This window comes from Weissella koreensis KCTC 3621, from assembly GCF_000277645.1.
The window spans coordinates 204,975-222,106 of record NZ_AKGG01000016.1; the positions used below are offsets into that span (position 1 = coordinate 204,975).

At 35.3% G+C, this 17,132-nt stretch carries 17 protein-coding genes and 1 riboswitch; of the genes, 2 read left to right on the forward strand and 15 right to left on the reverse strand.

Annotated elements, in window-relative coordinates; translation table 11 throughout:
* Positions 1-152: 152 nt before the first annotated feature.
* The 6 genes from JC2156_RS07560 to JC2156_RS07585 form a co-directional block, all read right to left on the reverse strand.
* Complete coding sequence (locus tag JC2156_RS07560; protein WP_006846043.1) at positions 153-1,109, reverse strand: nucleoside hydrolase; 957 nt, start codon at positions 1,107-1,109, stop codon at positions 153-155.
* 196 nt (positions 1,110-1,305) lie between these two features.
* Positions 1,306-1,968, reverse strand: a complete 663-nt coding sequence (locus tag JC2156_RS07565) for an ABC transporter ATP-binding protein (RefSeq protein WP_006846044.1) — start codon at positions 1,966-1,968, stop codon at positions 1,306-1,308.
* Positions 1,969-2,041: 73 nt separating this feature from the next.
* Positions 2,042-3,478 (reverse strand): ABC transporter permease, encoded by a 1,437-nt coding sequence (locus JC2156_RS07570; RefSeq protein ID WP_006846045.1) that lies wholly within the window; start codon positions 3,476-3,478, stop codon positions 2,042-2,044.
* 272 nt (positions 3,479-3,750) lie between these two features.
* Positions 3,751-4,944, reverse strand: a complete 1,194-nt coding sequence (gene metK, locus JC2156_RS07575) for a methionine adenosyltransferase (protein ID WP_006846046.1) — start codon at positions 4,942-4,944, stop codon at positions 3,751-3,753.
* Positions 4,945-5,040: 96 nt separating this feature from the next.
* Positions 5,041-5,131, reverse strand: a riboswitch (SAM riboswitch).
* Positions 5,132-5,226: 95 nt separating this feature from the next.
* Positions 5,227-6,075, reverse strand: a complete 849-nt coding sequence (locus JC2156_RS07580; protein WP_006846047.1) for a DNA-binding domain-containing protein — start codon at positions 6,073-6,075, stop codon at positions 5,227-5,229.
* Entirely contained in the window at positions 6,072-7,355 is a 1,284-nt protein-coding gene (locus JC2156_RS07585; RefSeq protein ID WP_006846048.1) for a sensor histidine kinase, read from the reverse strand. Before JC2156_RS07585 ends, JC2156_RS07580 begins: the two co-directional genes overlap by 4 nt.
* Positions 7,356-7,545: 190 nt before the next feature.
* On the opposite strand from JC2156_RS07585, the gene JC2156_RS07590 reads away from it, so the two are divergent.
* Entirely contained in the window at positions 7,546-9,096 is a 1,551-nt protein-coding gene (locus tag JC2156_RS07590) for a YfcC family protein (protein WP_038241302.1), read from the forward strand.
* 216 nt (positions 9,097-9,312) lie between these two features.
* On the opposite strand, the gene JC2156_RS07595 is transcribed toward JC2156_RS07590, so the two are convergent.
* The 5 genes from JC2156_RS07595 to JC2156_RS07615 all read right to left on the reverse strand — a co-directional run bounded on the left by JC2156_RS07595 (position 9,313) and on the right by JC2156_RS07615 (position 13,532).
* Positions 9,313-10,227: a GRP family sugar transporter gene (locus JC2156_RS07595; RefSeq protein ID WP_006846050.1), complete on the reverse strand. Its 915-nt coding sequence runs from the start codon at positions 10,225-10,227 to the stop codon at positions 9,313-9,315.
* A 143-nt stretch (positions 10,228-10,370) separates the two neighbouring features.
* Positions 10,371-10,793 carry a D-ribose pyranase gene (rbsD, locus tag JC2156_RS07600; RefSeq protein WP_006846051.1) on the reverse strand — a complete coding sequence of 141 codons (423 nt, stop codon included), beginning with the start codon at positions 10,791-10,793 and terminating at the stop codon, positions 10,371-10,373.
* A 29-nt stretch (positions 10,794-10,822) separates the two neighbouring features.
* On the reverse strand, positions 10,823-11,758 hold the full coding sequence (gene rbsK, locus JC2156_RS07605) for a ribokinase (protein WP_006846052.1): 936 nt from the start codon (positions 11,756-11,758) through the stop codon (positions 10,823-10,825).
* Between the two features lie 492 nt (positions 11,759-12,250).
* Positions 12,251-13,357 (reverse strand): SLC13 family permease, encoded by a 1,107-nt coding sequence (locus JC2156_RS07610; protein WP_038241304.1) that lies wholly within the window; start codon positions 13,355-13,357, stop codon positions 12,251-12,253.
* On the reverse strand, positions 13,350-13,532 hold the full coding sequence (locus JC2156_RS07615) for a hypothetical protein (RefSeq protein WP_006846054.1): 183 nt from the start codon (positions 13,530-13,532) through the stop codon (positions 13,350-13,352). Before JC2156_RS07615 ends, JC2156_RS07610 begins: the two co-directional genes overlap by 8 nt.
* A gap of 449 nt (positions 13,533-13,981) precedes the next feature.
* On the opposite strand from JC2156_RS07615, the gene JC2156_RS07620 reads away from it, so the two are divergent.
* A complete protein-coding gene (locus tag JC2156_RS07620) occupies positions 13,982-14,500 on the forward strand; it encodes a dihydrofolate reductase family protein (RefSeq protein WP_006846055.1) in 519 nt (172 codons plus the stop codon).
* Between the two features lie 86 nt (positions 14,501-14,586).
* Here JC2156_RS07620 and JC2156_RS07625 read toward each other — a convergent pair whose 3' ends face one another.
* The 4 genes from JC2156_RS07625 to JC2156_RS07640 all read right to left on the reverse strand — a co-directional run bounded on the left by JC2156_RS07625 (position 14,587) and on the right by JC2156_RS07640 (position 17,128).
* Entirely contained in the window at positions 14,587-14,910 is a 324-nt protein-coding gene (locus tag JC2156_RS07625) for a DMT family transporter (protein WP_006846056.1), read from the reverse strand.
* Positions 14,911-15,074: 164 nt separating this feature from the next.
* Complete coding sequence (locus tag JC2156_RS07630; protein WP_006846057.1) at positions 15,075-15,422, reverse strand: MmcQ/YjbR family DNA-binding protein; 348 nt, start codon at positions 15,420-15,422, stop codon at positions 15,075-15,077.
* A 28-nt stretch (positions 15,423-15,450) separates the two neighbouring features.
* Entirely contained in the window at positions 15,451-15,876 is a 426-nt protein-coding gene (locus JC2156_RS07635) for a nuclear transport factor 2 family protein (protein ID WP_006846058.1), read from the reverse strand.
* Positions 15,877-16,168: 292 nt separating this feature from the next.
* Positions 16,169-17,128 carry an ABC transporter ATP-binding protein gene (locus tag JC2156_RS07640; protein ID WP_006846059.1) on the reverse strand — a complete coding sequence of 320 codons (960 nt, stop codon included), beginning with the start codon at positions 17,126-17,128 and terminating at the stop codon, positions 16,169-16,171.
* Between the last annotated feature and the right edge of the window lie 4 nt (positions 17,129-17,132).

A 17,132-nucleotide genomic window follows, 5' to 3' on the forward strand; every position in this document is an offset into this window, starting at 1 on the left:
TTTCTGCATTATGAAGATGAAAGTATTTTTTAATCCGCGTATAGATGATACAGAATAAATTATAATATTCCAAATTAAAGGAGGTTGGTAATCTATTTACTCAACCTCCTTTGATTTATTTTATAAATAACATTATGTTACTCAATTGAATGTTAAATCTTTGACATCTCTAAAATGTTGGTTTCAAAGTAATTAAAAAATGCATCATGATCAACTTGATATACAAATTCAACTAAATTTCCAGTTGGGGTTATAAACGTTCGGCCACGACTTATCCCATCTGGAACTACATCTATTTTCAATATCTTAGTCTGTACCAAACGATCATTTAGCATGAATGCAGTGGTTAAAACATCCCATAGGAAATATGCTATAGACTTGGTTTCAAAACGATTCAGAGTCGGTACTGTTGCATAAGCTTGTCCAATAAAATCAAGACCTGGGTTTTGACGAAGTTTGGCCCAACGCAATCGATCAGCTGGACGCAAAGGGACTTCATGTGTACTTTCCAGTCCCACCATTTGCAAGTTTAAACCAGCATTTACCACTACCTTAAAAGCTTTAGGATCCCAAAAGGCATTCCACTCTGCCGTTCCATCTTGTTCTGGTTCAGTGATATTACCTTGTCCAAAAGTACCACCCATCACCACCAAGCGCTTAATTTTATTTTTAAGTTCCGGCTTCCTAGTTAAAACGGTCGCTAAATCACTGACCGGTCCAGTAAATAATAAGGTCAGTGGCTCTGATGCCTGCGTTAATAACATTTGTAAATCATCGGCAGCCGAACGATCCGAAATTTTAGTCGTACCAATCCCAAATTCATTTAAAATTGGAAGTGCATCTACCGTAAAAGCATCCAATCGCCATTCTTTCGGGAATGGGTCACTAGACGTAGCATCCGAGGCACTAATGATTAGATCTTCGTGTTTTCCAAACCGATGAATAATTTTTTGAGTCGCTTTAATTGCTGGAGCTAGATATGAATCAGCGGGTACAACTCCCACCCCGACCAATTCAATTTGTTTTTTCCCCTCAGCTGCTAACAATAACATCAACGATGCCAAATCATCCACACCACCATCATGACTAAAATATACTTTTTCCACCATTTTATAGAATCCTCCGCTTGAAATATTCGTAATTAGACCCGTTTACGTAATTATAACATATAATTCTTGACTAATAAACGAACTTTATTCCGGTGACTTATTTCTATTTCATGAATACAGTCTAATCTATTATCCTTCCATCTATCTCGATAAAATAATTTATCTTCACATTACAAATTCAGCCTTATTTTACCCATTATGAAATAACTTCAAATTTATTTTTTTGTAATTTAATTTGAATATCAGCTTGCTGAGCCAACTTATCATCATGAGTAATCATAATGACGGTTTTACCATATTCACTCGCTAATTCTTTGAATAAATTAACGATCAATTGCGAATTGTCATGATCTAAATTTCCAGTCGGTTCATCAGCCAAAACAATTTTAGCATCTACTAACAATGCTCGTACAATGGCGACACGTTGTTGCTCACCACCAGACAACTTTTGAATCGACATCATAGCTTTAGAACGACTAATTCCAACACTTTCTAGGCTATTTAAAATAAATTTTTTATCACCACGATGTCTTGAATCTGTTATTTCTAATGCAGTTTCAATATTTTGATAAGCTGTCATCGTTTTTAATAAATTATAAGCTTGATAGATGGTTGAAACATATTTTTGACGATATTTAGTTAAGCCAATTTTATAAATTGAAGCTCCGTTAACCCTTATATCGCCTTTTTTAGGAACATCTAATCCAGCAAGAAACGACAACATCGTCGTTTTCCCCGAACCCGATTCGCCTACAATCGAATAAAAATTACCATCTTCAAATTCTAAATTTATATTTTCATATAATCTTTGATCTTCATCTGCATACCAATGACTTAAATTATCCACTTTTAGGCTCATTATTTGACCTCCTATACTTATTGAGTGCTTTATTAACTCAAAGCCACTTAATTTCAAACTATGATTGACAACATTAATCATCTTGCAATATTTGCTTTGGCTTTAATTTGAGAATCATAATTGCTCCTCCAGAGACGGACAAAAATGCTATTAATATGGCAACTGAACCTAGTTCTGCAATCGTTGATGGTGTCATTACATTCTTTAGATTCACGTTTTTTTGTGTCGCAACTTGACCACCCCCAATGTCACCAATAGGTTTGTTCCCAGCCATCTTACCAGGAACTTGACCTCCACCTCCTGGTGCACCGCCAGCTTTATTTTGGATCTGATTAGTTTGTTGTTGATTCACTAAGGTCTGTCCCACTTTATTAGAAGCAGCTGTTCCAACCGCCGTGGCAACTCCCAAAGCGACCACTAAAATGATCAACAATTCGGTGAAAAGTTGTCCGACTACCTTTATTTTTGATTCTCCCAAGGAAACTAGTATTCCAATTTCTCGACGCCGTTCCCGAGTTAGCAAAAGAATAATCAATCCCAAAATTAACACTCCAGCAATAGAAACAACCCAAACGATTTTGCTAGCTAGTTTTGCAACATTCTCCATATTCTTAGCAGCCGTTTTGTACGAAGATTCATCAGAGGTCAATTCCATATTACTGTCGTCTAAAATCTTTTTAGCATCTTTAACAAACTGTTTAGTTTTAGCCGGTTCCGTCATGTTGAAGGTAACGTTTGAAACTTTATTTTCCGTACCCGCTAAAGTATTAGCCAAAGTATATGATCCATAAATGGTATTGGCTGGATCACCAGTCATCGGCTCGCCATTCTTCTCAGAACTTTTATAGATTCCGACAATTTTTAAAGTTTTCGTCTTAGAACTATCATCAATATTGGTAACCTTAATTTGATCACCAACTTTAATGCTATTAGCTAACGCCAATTCAGTCTCAACTACCACATTATTGGTATCAACATCGCTGGCTTTAATTCCACGTCCAGAAGTTATTTTATCCGTTTTAGTCTTAAAACCTGACAAACCAGCCGTAGTTATAGTTCCACTAATTGTAATATCACCCGAACTGGATTTGCTCATATCTCCGAGATTTTGGTTTTGCTTCGTGGTTGAAGTAATAGTCTTAAACCCGCTGGCATTCACTGAAGCACTATTGGTAATATTATATGAACTAACATTTGATAATGCGGCCATCTGTTTGACCTTATCCACTGTCGTCGTTGCTACTGTCATCGCAGGAGTAGCTGTACTTGTCTGGTTTGAACTATCGTCAGTCTTAGCTCGCATTTTATCAAACATTTTTTCCCGATCAGCGGACAAAGTTACCGTGGATCCCACCGAATCCGATGCAATTTTGGCTGAACTAAGCGCGGCATTTTGAATGATTAACCCCGCCATTACAAAAATTAAAATTACGCTGGCGACAATCGTCAACAAGATGGTGCGTCCCTTTCGTGCCCACAGGGTCAGCCCTGCTCGTTTTATAAAATTCATAATATGTCCCTCGTTTTTCTATCCTGAATATTTTTAATTATAGGAACACGTACTTATACTAAGCATAAATATACTTCAAACGAAACTTAAATTCATAAACATGCACTATTTGAGATAAACGTTTATAAAAACCAAAAATTAAGCTAATTTTATCCAATCCATTTTGCACTGATTCAAAATATTAAAGTTAGCCTATTTTGATCATCATTTCTGATCAACAAAAAAATGCCATCAGTTATGATTTATTCATAACTAATGGCATCAATTTTTTATTAATCTGCAAAATACGCTTTTAAAGCATCGACCTTATCCAAACGTTCCCATGGCAAATCTAACTCTGGTCGACCAAAGTGACCGTAGGCAGCAGTTGCTTCATAGCGAGGTTGACGCAAGTCCAATTCCTCAATAATTCCAGCTGGACGTAACTCAAATAAGTCCCGAATCGCTGTCACTAATTGTGCATCTGCAACTCGACCAGTCCCAAACGTATTAACATCAATCGAAACTGGTGCCGCCACACCGATTGCATACGCAACTTGAATCTCAACACGATCAGCTAATTCCGCTGCAACGATGTTCTTAGCAATGTGACGAGTGGCGTAAGCAGCACTTCGATCTACCTTTGTGGCGTCTTTTCCGGAGAAAGCACCACCACCATGACGAGCATAACCACCATAGGTATCAACAATGATCTTTCGCCCTGTCATACCAGCATCACCCTTAGGCCCACCAATCACAAAACGGCCAGTTGGATTGATATAATACCGTGTCTTTTCATCAACTAAATTGGCTGGCAAAATTTCATCAATAATAACCGCTTTAACTTCTTTTCGTAACTGTTCCAAACTCACACTCTCACGATGTTGAGTCGATAAAACAACCGCATCAATCCGTTTAGCTTGATCATTATCATCTAATTCGACTGTCACTTGAGCCTTAGCATCCGGTAAAAGATATGGTAAAGTTCCTGTTCGGCGTACTTCGGCTTGTTTTTTAACCAGGGCATGTGACAAGACTACTGAAAGAGGAAGATACTGATCTGTTTCGTTGGTAGCATAACCAAACATTAATCCTTGGTCTCCAGCCCCAATTTGATCCAGCGGATCAACCCCACCATCTTCACGTTGTTCCATCGCACTATCAACCCCTTGCGCAATATCAGGAGATTGTTCATCAATCGTTAGTGCCACATGAATATCATCTGCTAAAAATCCAGCATCTGGATCATCATAACCAATCCGTTTTAGCGTTCGACGAACTATTTGATTCATATTAACATAGGCACTTGTTGAAACTTCCCCAAAAATATTCACAAATCCAGTTGTAACCGATGTTTCAATTGCGGTCCGAGCCATTGGATCGTCCTTTAAAATGGCATCTAAAATGGCATCTGAAATTTGATCGGAAACCTTATCGGGGTGACCTTCTGAAACTGATTCTGAGGTAAATAGACGTTTTTCCACCATCATAAAACTCCTTTAAGTATTAATTTTTTTATGTTTCTTAATTTTGATCAATAAAAAATGACATACGATAAGCGCATGTCATTTTAATGATCATTACGCCCATCTGCTAGAAGTTACCACATCGCCCAATTGGGTACGTTGGTGTCAGATCATCGGGTCTAGTCCCTCCCTGAACTCTTGATAGGAATGTTATTTTTACTGCTAGATTATATTTTACACGATTAAACAAAGATAACAAGGACTTTTAGCCTGAAAATTCCCAATCATTTTAGTATGTGACGTTTAAACTTGGCTCTCTAACACTAATCCTTCAAAAAAAACACGTAATGAAGTTTTACCATGTTCCGCTCGTTTACCTTGTAAGTATTGCATTTCTTCGTGTACATTTTTATATTCAAAAAGCGCATTTCCATAATTAATGAATAATTCATTCTCATAGTCATCTAAGCACAAATGAGCTAAATTGGTTAACCCAACTTTAAGCGCTCGTCTTACTCGCTGAAAAATAATCTTTTTTTCATGTTCATCAATTTGATAATCAGCTGCAAAATTGATTTCCTTAAAATGTAACTGCTTTTCTAACATGATTTCAGCAATAAACAAGATATCTGATACTCCAGTCTCCGTCGCAATTCCTAATAAATTTAAAATCGAACGCATTTTAGCTTGTTGTTCTTTTTGAATCACCTTTTTATCTACCACTACTTGTAACGAAGCTGATTGATTGCCTAATAAATTCTGAATATGATTTAATTTTTGTTCCATTTGGAGATTTTGTACCACTTTTTCTAAAACCGTTTTAACTTCTATCACATTAATAGGCTTATCAATAAAAAATTCGATCCCACCACGATAAGCATCCTCACGTAAATGAGGCGAGCGAACTTGTGAAATCATAACAACTCGCAAATTTGGTTGAATTACCTTTAATTTTTTTACCAAATCGATTCCAGACATCTCAGCCATCAATAAATCAACTAATAAAATATCAACATCCAAGGCCAGCCACTGATCCAAAGCTTCTCGGGCAGAATTAGCCCATCCCACCACGGTGAAATCAAAATTTTGTTCAATAATTTGTTTTAAAACTAAAGGAACAGAAACATCGTCATCCACAATAAAGAAATTCATTGTTCCACATCCTCCATCTTACTTTGCAAAAGATACACTGTAAAAGTAGTTCCTTCACACGGCTTTGATTCAACTGTAATTTTGCCTTGAAATTGTTCCTCGATAATTTTTTTCGTATGGTATAAACCAATTCCTCGATAGACATCGCCTGTTTGCAGATCAAATTTAGTCGTGAAGCCTGGTTGAAAAATTGCCGCTTGAACACCTGGATCCATTCCCACCCCATTATCATCAATTTCAAAAATAATTTCATTATTCATACGACTGATATTAATTTGTAGCCGCCCTGACCTTTGATTAGACATTGCTTCTAACCCATTTAATAATAAATTAGATAAAATTGTTACCAGCGCATAATGTTTACCCACCACAACTTCAACTTCATTTTGAGCCTGGACTATTACATTTAACTGTCTTTCCTTAATGGTAGCACGCAGATCGGAGATAACAATTCGTAAAATCTCAGTTAAATGCATGGTCTGCATTTGATTTAAATCAAATTGTTCACCCAAACCCGTAATTACATTTCGATAATTTTTCTTAACCTCATGGACATCACGAGCAATTTCTAAAGCGCGTTGACTAGCAGTAGGATTTTCATCCTGTAGACTTTGGTTCAAAAAATAAGCATTCTGCATAATTCGCTCAATCTCAACGACATTTTTTTGCATAAAATATAATTCATTTTTAACTGCGGCAGCCGCTAAAACAAATTGATAATATTGTTTCTCATGTTTTTCTTTACGCATCATTAAATTTAAATAATGGTAACCAAAAGCAAATATACAACCCAACGTACTACGTAGCAAAGCCACAATAAACAATAATTGGAAAAAGTGATAATCTGCAAAATTACCCTGATTCATTATGCCAATTTCAAATAAGTTAGCACCATAATCACACAAAACAATCGTACAGAAAAAGGTTAAATCGTTCCAACCACCACGCCTCCAATACAACCAATAATATAAAACGCCATAACAAACATAGAACCCAATATCTGACAAGGTTAACAATCCAATCGTCGTAATCTGGTCTGAATGGCTAAGCCACAAAAGTAATCCTCGAAAAATAGGGGATGCTAGCGCCACAGTCCCGACAAGTGAAAGTGGATTTAAATCGGTATTAAAATATAAAAAAGCTGGTAATAGCAATGGTGAAAAAGCTACGATAAAACCGGGCATCAATGCTTCAAAATTAACTTGCGAAGCCAAAGCAACACATAAAGCCACTACTAAAATTCTTTGCCATCGACCAAATCGATTCATTCTTAGACCCATTATCAATCCTTCTTAGTTTTATTTTTGAAGCTTAGTGAAGTTTTTTGAAACCGCTTACTTATAATATTATTGTAAATAAGAAGCCAAGTGTCAAGGAAGCACCCTCTTCCTAAATAATTTAAACACTGCATTTTTTGAAATTGTCTTCTTACCTTTACAAATTTAATCATAAAGGTTTAGGTGAATTCGTATGACTGGTCTTAAAAAACATGCACATTTTAGGCTCAAAATGCCAGGTGCCTTCGTAATTCTATTCTTATTAACCGTGATAGCCGTCTTGGCCACTTGGTTTGTACCTGCTGGAAGTTACTCCAAATTGTCCTATGATCAACCCAACAAGCAGTTGAAAGTCCACGTTCCGGATGGACCCACTCATAAATTACCTGCTACCCAAGATTCATTAAAAGAATTAGGGGTCAAAATTGATATTAAACAATTTACAAGCGGCGGAATCACCCAAGAAATTTCCGTACCAGGGACCTATCGTCGTCTCAAGCAACGGCCTGCTAGTGTCGTCGCCATTCCTAACAGTATGGTTCGAGGCACCATCGAAGCGGTCGATATTATGGTCTTTATCTTCGTTTTGGGTGGCTTGATCGGAGTCGTAAAAGCCAGTGGGGCTTTTGAATCCGGACTTATGGCCTTAACTAAAAAGACCAAGGGGCACGAATTTATGTTGATCTTCTTGGTCGCTGTCCTCATGGTCTTAGGAGGAACCTTGTGTGGAATTGAGGAAGAAGCTGTAGCTTTTTATCCCATTTTAGTTCCCGTCTTCATCGCCATGGGTTATGACTCGATTGTCAGTGTAGGGGCCATCTTCTTAGCTAGTTCAGTCGGGACAGCTTTCTCCACAATTAATCCTTTCTCCGTGGTCATTGCTTCAAATGCCGCTGGAATTAATTTTACCCAAGGAATTGCTTGGCGAATTGTTGGTTGTGTAGTTGCCGCCTGCTTCGTTATTGCTTATCTTTATTGGTATAGTAAAAAAGTTAAAAATGATCCCAGTTTTTCATATGCCTATGAGGATCGAACCCAATTTGAAAAAATGTGGTCGGTGACCGGTGAACAAAATAGTATTGCTAGAATCTTTGACTTTCGACAAAAATTAATATTAATTCTCTTCGTTATCACTTTCCCACTCATGGTTTGGGGTGTAATGTCTCAAGGTTGGTGGTTCCCTACAATGGCAGCTTCCTTCTTAACTTTTGCAATCTTCATTATGTTCCTAACTGCCACCGGACCAAGTGGAATTGGCGAAAAGGGTGTGGTAGATGCCTTTGTTGCTGGATCATCAAGTTTGGTAGGAGTTTCACTCATTATCGGATTAGCTCGTGGAATCAATATCGTCTTAAATGAAGGAATGATTTCAGATACTATGCTACAATTTTCATCATCATTGGTGACCCATATGAGCGGTCCACTCTTCATTTTGGCCATGCTTTTAATCTTCTTCGTTTTAGGCTTCATTGTACCTTCATCATCTGGATTAGCAGTTCTTTCGATGCCTATCATGGCACCTTTAGCCGATACTGTCGACATTCCTCGTTTCGTCGTAGTCACAGCTTATCAATTCGGACAATATGCCATGCTCTTCTTAGCCCCAACCGGCTTAGTGATGGCCACTTTGCAGATGTTAGATATGAAATACTCACACTGGCTTAAATTTGTCTGGCCTGTGGTAGTCTTTGTTTTAGGCTTCGGAGCTATTATCTTAGTTGCAGAAGTTTTGGTCTATTCATAAAAATAAATCTTATCTATTTTCAAAAGACTTCGCTACTTAATTGTCAGCGAAGTTTTTTATTAAGGTTTTAATCAGTTACAATCTCAATTCGAGTACGTTTAAAAACAAAAAAGGCTAGGACAATTGTCCTAGCCTTTTAATAACGTGAAACAAATTTAAAGTTAATCGCACTTATTGTTTGTTCAATTAAATTTAATTTTCAGTTATTAATTATAATTAATTTTTCAAGAAAGCAGTAACAGCGGCAGCAAGCACGATCAAGACCAACCCAATTACAATTACAAGCCATTCTTTTTGAGTCTTCTTAGTGTGCATTACAATAATTCCTGAAACGGTTGCTCCAACAATTGAAACTTGTGAAAGCACAAATCCAGTTGCCAAACCAAGCATTGCTGGTTGAGCAGAAACCAAGTATCCTAAGGCAGCCATAGAAAAGAAGAAACCAGAGAAAATTTGCTTGTAAGTTACGCTTTGCTTGAAGATGTTGTTGTGGTTCTTAGCAACTTCATAGATTCCAAGAATCAAACCAAAGGCAGCCATTCCCATTGCTTGGGCCAAGAACATGTGTAATCCATCAGTTCCACGTGTGTATTGTGGAAGAATTCCGTAAAGTGAGTAACCAACTTGAGCAATCAACAAAATACCAACAGCCTTCATCAATAATTGCTTATTTCCAGCTGACTTCTTTTCTTGATAAGTAGTCATGTAAGCTCCAACCAAGATTACGATTACGGCAAGGAAACCATAAACCTTTGATGAAACAGGGCCCCAGTTACCAAGCATGATAACACCCCAAACAACGTTAGCCGTGATTTGGAAGGCCGTTGAAATTGGCATTGCCTTAGCTGATCCCAATTCGTTTCCGGCTTTATCTTTCATCCCAAAGGCGAAGATTGTCAAAACGTTACCAAAGGCCCATGCAGCCCCTGAGAAGAATGCCAACCAGAAGTTAGCTCCGTGTAGCATTGGCATTTGCATGATTAATGAAAGCACAATGGCAACGATAAATGTTCCCCAAGTAGCTCCAAAGATACCTTGAACGGGCTTACCACCAAAGTAAGAAACAAAAGTTGGATAAGCACTCCAACCAATAATCGCTAATAGCGAGAAAAGCAATCCATACATATTCATTTTTTCATCATCCTATTCTAATTGATTACATCGTAAAAACTTCCAAATTAAAGAAGCGAACCATAAAACAAATTAACAATCCCCTAAATTGGGGAAATCAATTTGTCGATACCCGCTTCTTAATCTAAAAGCATTAATATTTATTATTTAATTGCTTCTCCAGCAAAATCAACGTTTGATTCCAAAACAATGTTTGAGAATGGTGTGATTTCACCAGTACGAACTGTCGCAATATTATTATCATCACGGCTCATCGCTTTAAGCTCATCATGTGAAATGAATACAACTTCAACATCGTCATCCAACAAAGCTTGAATTGCAGCAAATTGTTCTGGATTGTCAGTCTTAATTTCTTCAGCCAAGTAGGCTTTTTGAATTTTCATTTCTGAAAGAGTTGCAGCCAAAACATCAATGAACAAAGGAAGTCCACGAACTACTGAAAGGTCAATTTTACGACCATCATCTTTAACTGGAAGACCTGAATCACCAATGGTTAACCATTGTGTGTGCCCAATTTCTGAAATGGCATTTGATAACTTAGTATTTAAAAGATTTGTCTTACGCATAATCTATCTCCAATTCAATAATTAATTAATTATTTGTGTGCTTCCAAAACAGCCAAAACTTCGTCTTCAGTTGGAATACTTGGTTGTGCACCGGCACGTGAAACTGTCAAAGATGAAGCAGCTGAACCGTAACGCATTGATTCTGCTAAGTTATCCAAGTTAGCGTGCAAACGAGTTGCAGTAGCTCCGATAAATGTATCTCCGGCTGCAGTTGTATCAACAGCACTAACCTTAAAGGCTGGCACAATTCCTTCAGTTCCATTATCACGCATGAAGAATGATCCTTCTGAACCAATAGTAATGATCACAGTATCAATTCCGCGTTCGAAATAGTAAGCCGCATTGTGCAACATTGAGTGCTCATCAGTCACTTCAATCCCAGTCAACAAGAATGTTTCATGTTCATTAGGTGCAATAATGTCAGTTAATTCTAGTAATTCGGCTGGCAAACCACCAACTTCAGGCATTGGAGCAGGGTTCAAGATTGTCTTTACGCCATTTTCGTGCGCAATTTTGAATCCTTCAATAACTGTTTCCATTGGTGTTTCTAATTGTGCAATTACGAAGTCTGATTCAGCAATAGCATCTTCATGTGCACGAACATCTGCAGCAGTCATATCAGCATTGGCTCCACCATAAATGTGGATGATGTTATCTCCAGTTTCAGCAGAAACCGTGATATATGCTTGTCCAGTTTCTTCAGTTTCAGAAACCATTACATGTTCAGTGTTCAAATTAGCTACGTTCATGCTCTTAGCAGTGTCAAATTCAGCACCAACCTTAGTGATCATGTTAGTCTTAACACCTGAACGTGCTACGGCTACGGCTTGGTTCAAACCTTTTCCACCCATTGCTTCAACTTGATGATTTGGAGTGTGAAGAGTTTCTCCACTTGCTCCAAAACGGGGTACAGAAACAACTTTGTCAATGTTAGTTGAGCCTAAAACAGTAATAATCTTTGCCATTAAATTATCCTTCATTTCTTTAGTATATTTTTTAGTAGCACCACTTAACTGTCCGTATAAATTGACAAGCAATGTGAAGCAAATTTCAATAAATATATTATAATATACCTTTTTTTGTTTGTAAACGTTTTCTGAATGTTTTTTTCAAACGTTGTGGTTATTAGATGTTAAACGTTTTATCTATTTTAGTTAAAAGTTTTATTTGTAATCGGTTAATGCATGTTTTTTAATATACTTTATATATACATTATCATATTAATGGTTTATACAAGCAATTTTGATTATTTTCATATTTCTTTTGAAATTTTAGTAAATTCAATTAACCATGAAAATTACTTACATTTTGTTTGAATTTCTTTACTTTAATCTCACCCAAAATTGAATTAAATCAAATTTTATGGGTTTTGTATTGTTTATCACAAATTTTATGGATTTTCATATAAAAAAGAAGCTGTACAAATAAATACAGCTTCTTTATATAATTATTTATTTTTATAGACTCCAAAGTCCAAAAATCAACAGTAACACCGCTGCAAAAGCAAAATTAACTATCATGAAAACTTTTAAGAAGGTCCAAGAAAACTTAGGATCTAACTGACGGAAAACACGATACCCTATTAAATTAGCCATTGAGGCGAAAATTGATCCATATCCTCCAATATTTGATCCAATAAATAAATCATAAGCATGATCTGTGAAGGTTGAAATCAAAATCGTTGAAGGTAGATTTGAAATAAATTGACTTAAGAAGAATGTTCCAAATAAAACGTGAGACTTGGTATCAAACAAGGTTTCAATTAAATGTTTTACCTCTTCTAAATGAGCTAAATTATTAGTCGCAATAAAGAAGAAAATGAACGTTGCCAATAAACCAAAATCCACTAAGTTAAACATCTTGGGATTATATAGAAAAAAGGCGATTAAGATTAATGGCACCACCAGATTAAACGGTGTCCAACCAAAAATCGTAATAATTAAAATAATTCCAGTAACCGTCAAAAAACTCAAACGTCCCCGATGAATTTTATCTGGTTTTGGTAAATCAATTTGGATTGGTGTACTTCGAACAAAGCGCGTAATGATAAACATTAAAACTAACGTAGCAACCGTTAACGATGCTGACCATTCAAAAAATTGAATAACATTAATCTTATAGTGTACAAACATATATAGATTTTGCGATTTACCAAAAGGAAACAAAATTGCCCCAGAATTAGCCGCCATGATAACCAAAGTCGAACCAACGACCTTTAAACGGGTCGTTAGTTGATCAGCTAATTTTAAATAAATAGGTAATATCGTTAAGATCGCGATATCATTTGATAACAACATTGCCCCAAAAGAAGATAGAAATGTAACACTTGTCATTAATGTTCGCGCATGATGACTTCGGTTCACTAACCAAACTGAAACGGTATGCAGAATTCCAGCTTTTTCTAAAAATCCTACCCAAATCATCATAGTCATTAAACTAAAAACAGTATGCCAATTGACCGCCCCAATGTCAGGACGAACCAGAAGAGATGTAATCACAGCTAACACCATACTAGCCGTAAACATTACATCCTCTTTCAAGTATGTAAAGATACGATTAATCATTAAGATGCTTCTCTTTCTCCAACATTGTGCCGTATGCGTTTGCTAATCGAATTATTTGATACGCTTTTGCAGCCATTAATGCTGTTATTCCTGCTGAAATCATCATTACAGGAATACTAGCCACTGCGATACTTCCCGTTGTAATTGAACGGCTCGTATGCGTTTTATGTGTCATGCTACAATCTCCTTAAATTATAAAACTCAACCTTTCTATTATCTGAAATTTGCTATTATTAATCAAACGCTAAACTGTAACATTCACACTATGATGTTATAACATTATCTGTCTTTAGAAACTATTTAATCGTTTATTTTCATAAAAAAGTTATAAATATAGTTAAACACGAACTTCAAGACGTGAATACCTTTTCAAAGTTAGTGTTTTTCTGTAACAATCTTTACAAATATATTTTTTAAATTTTTTTAAAATTAACACATTTAAATACGTTTTAGATTGATCCAATTTTTACCCTTGCAAATTGTCGTAATTCAAACAATTACAAAACATCAATTATATAAATATAGACATCCTAATGTACATACTTTTAATTTCTCACCATCGATCATTTTATTATTTATTTCTATAACTTAATGTTATATTGAATGCAAAAAGGAGAACTACTAATGAGAAAGATCGTTTTTTACGGTGCAGTCAGCCTCGATGGATATTTATCAGACCAAAATGATAATTTAGATTGGCTTTTTCAAAGTGACCTTAATGGCATATCAACTTATGAAGAATTCGAAAAAAATGTCAGCACATTCGTCATGGGACGAACCACCTACCAAGAAACTCAAAAATATCTAAAAGGAAATGAGTTATATCCTGGGAAGGAAAAAATTATCTTTTCACATCATATTTTAAATCACAATAAGGATACATCTTTTGTAGCTGGTGATATTATCAAAATATTTAATAGCTTAAAAGCTCTCGACGGAGGGTTAATCTGGATTATTGGTGGCGGATCTATTGTCAAAGTATTATTAGAAAATAACATGTTAGATGAAATTTGGTTACAAATTGCACCCGTCTTATTGGGAAAAGGTAAAAAATTATTTGAACCTGGTAATTATTATCAAAAATTCAATCTTAAATCAGTGAAACAAATGGGTGAATTAACGGAATTACATCTTGTTAAATAACATTTAATTTTTTAATTCAAATTTACTAATTTAACTAATAAAAAAAGCATCTTATCCAGATGCTTTTAATTATCTAAATCTTTTAATCAATGGCCCGAACCAAACATATTTACTAAAATTACCCCAATCACAATTAGCCCCGTTCCTAAGATCGTTGGATAATTAATAGAATTATGGAATACAAAAACCGAGATTAAAGTCACTAAGACAATCCCCACTCCACTCCAAATTGCATATACAACGTTAACTGGTAGAGCTTTAACTACAATCGATAGGCAATAAAACGAGACCACGTAAGCTAACAAAGTCGCAACTGTAGGGTACATTTTGGTAAATCCATCTGTATATTTCAATAAACTGGTTCCAATTAATTCAGAAACAATTGCTAAAGCCAATAATAAATAATTCATAAATTCATCCCTCTGATTTCATATCCAATATAACTGATCAATAAAAGATGATGATTCACCACAATGTCTCCCAAGCAACATAAAAATATTTATATAACATTATTTTATAACTACCTCAAAATCAATTTTATAATATATCGATGCTCTTTGCCCATTAATGTAATTTATGCCTTCGTTAGCTCATTACTTTCTTGGATAATATTTTTGATCTCTTTTAACGTTAATTCTGTATTATTTATTAAAATGGTGGTCCAATACTTTTTATTCATATGATAACCAGGTTCTACGCCTTTTAACGTCCTTAAGCTCTCACTATGCTCGGGTAAAAGCTTAACATTCAATGATAGCTCATCATCTTTGATATAGACCATAGCTAAAATTTTATTATTTTTATGATGCTTTAAAATCGACCATTTAATCGTTGATTTTGTACCAGGCTTATTAAATGGATATGATAAATATGCATCCGTCTCAGAAATGATAATATCTATCAATTCTTGTTCTTTCATCATTATTTCCCCCATCTTTAAAAAAATTAAATTATACAATTTCCTTAGCTTGATTAAAATCCATATCCATCGGTCTGATGAATGACCAAGTTGAATGAATTACTTTCCATTCATCTGCTTCTAACTGATACACTTCAATACAATTATATTGCATGTCAATCAACGAAGTTTTTGCATACAATTGATAAGTTAGAACTGCCATATCAGCGACTGCTTGCACCCGTGGGGATTCAAAATTATATGTATCAGCAAATAATTTTCCTTCTACATTTTTTAGAACCATTTCTTTAATATCATTATATGTATCCACACGATGTTCCACAGCTCCATCAAAATAAGAAAACTGATTCTTTGACCAGATATCTAGATAACCTGATGTATCCCCTTTAAACCACTTATCCAAAGCACCTTTTTCAAGTGAAATTATTTTTTCTTCTAAATTATTTTCTTTATTCATCATAATTCTCCTATTACTTTTTAGTTTCTTAACATCTGGTGCAAACGGTGGAATCAAATCCCATGTAGAATTAATTACCTTCCACTCTTTTACCTCATTTTTTATCTGTCTTTTTTAATGTACATTTTATTATAAACTATAACGTAACAAGACAATCAAATGTTTATTTACAAAAATATGAATTATTTTTATTAAGCATCTCTAAATTTCAAGTAAAGAATCATGGTCGTAAATAAAAATGAGAACAATCATAACAACTGTTCCCATCAAATATATAAAACCAAACATTTTTCTAATCTTTTTCATGTTGAGTTAAATATGCAATTATTTGTTTCCGATTTAAGTACCCTAAAATTTGGGTCTTATCAGTTACAGCAACATATTCATATTCGGCTAATACAGCAAAAGTATCTCTCAATGTAGCTTGTTCATCTAAAGTCTTAATTTCACCGATAGGCTTTTCTGTTAGATACCCTTGAACAATCCCAACACGGCCGAGATAAATATCATAAATATTTTTAGCTCGACTGGCACTGAAAAAATTACGGACAAAATCATTCGTTGGATTTTGAGCAATCTGGGTCGGCGTATCAACTTGGACAATTTCACCTTTACTCATGATCCCCACTCTGTCGCCTAACTTTAAAGCTTCATTCATATCATGAGTAACAAAAACAATGGTACTATGATATTTATCATGCATTCTTATGACTAAATTTTGCAGTTGTTGCCGCGATAAGGGATCCAATGCACTAAATGGTTCATCCATTAAAACAATATCCGGTTGGGATGCAATGGCACGTAAGATCCCAATTCTTTGCTGTTCACCACCCGATAATTCATTAGGTTTTCGATTCCAATAACTTTTTGGATCCAATCCAACATCCATTAACAATTCATGCGTAATTTCATTAATTTTACTTTTATTCATCCCCTTCATTTCAGGAATAACGGCAATATTTTGAGCAACGGTCATGGTAGGAAATAAGGCAATTTGTTGTAATACATAACCAATATCTTGTCTCAATTCACGATTAGAAAGATTAGCTATATCATTTCCATTAATTATAATCTCACCGGCATTTAGTTTCTCTAATCGGTTAATCATTTTTAAAGTTGTAGTCTTTCCGCTTCCAGATTCACCCACCAGCACGAATAATTCACCTTTATTGATAGCTAAATTCAAATCTTGAATAACGTTTTGTGCTTGATATTCTTTTTTAACATGTCTAAATTCAATTGCAATAGTCATTCTA

Excerpts from the sequence above, each read along its gene's own strand:
- JC2156_RS07560 (WP_006846043.1), bottom strand. The coding sequence starts at position 1,109 with ATGGTGGAAAAAGTATATTTTAGTCATGATGGTGGTGTGGATGATTTG.
- JC2156_RS07565 (WP_006846044.1), bottom strand. The coding sequence starts at position 1,968 with ATGAGCCTAAAAGTGGATAATTTAAGTCATTGGTATGCAGATGAAGAT.
- JC2156_RS07570 (WP_006846045.1), bottom strand. The coding sequence starts at position 3,478 with ATGAATTTTATAAAACGAGCAGGGCTGACCCTGTGGGCACGAAAGGGA.
- metK (WP_006846046.1), bottom strand. The coding sequence starts at position 4,944 with ATGGTGGAAAAACGTCTATTTACCTCAGAATCAGTTTCAGAAGGTCAC.
- JC2156_RS07580 (WP_006846047.1), bottom strand. The coding sequence starts at position 6,075 with ATGAATTTCTTTATTGTGGATGACGATGTTTCTGTTCCTTTAGTTTTA.
- JC2156_RS07585 (WP_006846048.1), bottom strand. The coding sequence starts at position 7,355 with ATGGGTCTAAGAATGAATCGATTTGGTCGATGGCAAAGAATTTTAGTA.
- JC2156_RS07590 (WP_038241302.1), top strand. The coding sequence starts at position 7,546 with ATGACTGGTCTTAAAAAACATGCACATTTTAGGCTCAAAATGCCAGGT.
- JC2156_RS07595 (WP_006846050.1), bottom strand. The coding sequence starts at position 10,227 with ATGAATATGTATGGATTGCTTTTCTCGCTATTAGCGATTATTGGTTGG.
- rbsD (WP_006846051.1), bottom strand. The coding sequence starts at position 10,793 with ATGCGTAAGACAAATCTTTTAAATACTAAGTTATCAAATGCCATTTCA.
- rbsK (WP_006846052.1), bottom strand. The coding sequence starts at position 11,758 with ATGGCAAAGATTATTACTGTTTTAGGCTCAACTAACATTGACAAAGTT.
- JC2156_RS07610 (WP_038241304.1), bottom strand. The coding sequence starts at position 13,357 with ATGATTAATCGTATCTTTACATACTTGAAAGAGGATGTAATGTTTACG.
- JC2156_RS07615 (WP_006846054.1), bottom strand. The coding sequence starts at position 13,532 with ATGACACATAAAACGCATACGAGCCGTTCAATTACAACGGGAAGTATC.
- JC2156_RS07620 (WP_006846055.1), top strand. The coding sequence starts at position 13,982 with ATGAGAAAGATCGTTTTTTACGGTGCAGTCAGCCTCGATGGATATTTA.
- JC2156_RS07625 (WP_006846056.1), bottom strand. The coding sequence starts at position 14,910 with ATGAATTATTTATTATTGGCTTTAGCAATTGTTTCTGAATTAATTGGA.
- JC2156_RS07630 (WP_006846057.1), bottom strand. The coding sequence starts at position 15,422 with ATGATGAAAGAACAAGAATTGATAGATATTATCATTTCTGAGACGGAT.
- JC2156_RS07635 (WP_006846058.1), bottom strand. The coding sequence starts at position 15,876 with ATGAATAAAGAAAATAATTTAGAAGAAAAAATAATTTCACTTGAAAAA.
- JC2156_RS07640 (WP_006846059.1), bottom strand. The coding sequence starts at position 17,128 with ATGACTATTGCAATTGAATTTAGACATGTTAAAAAAGAATATCAAGCA.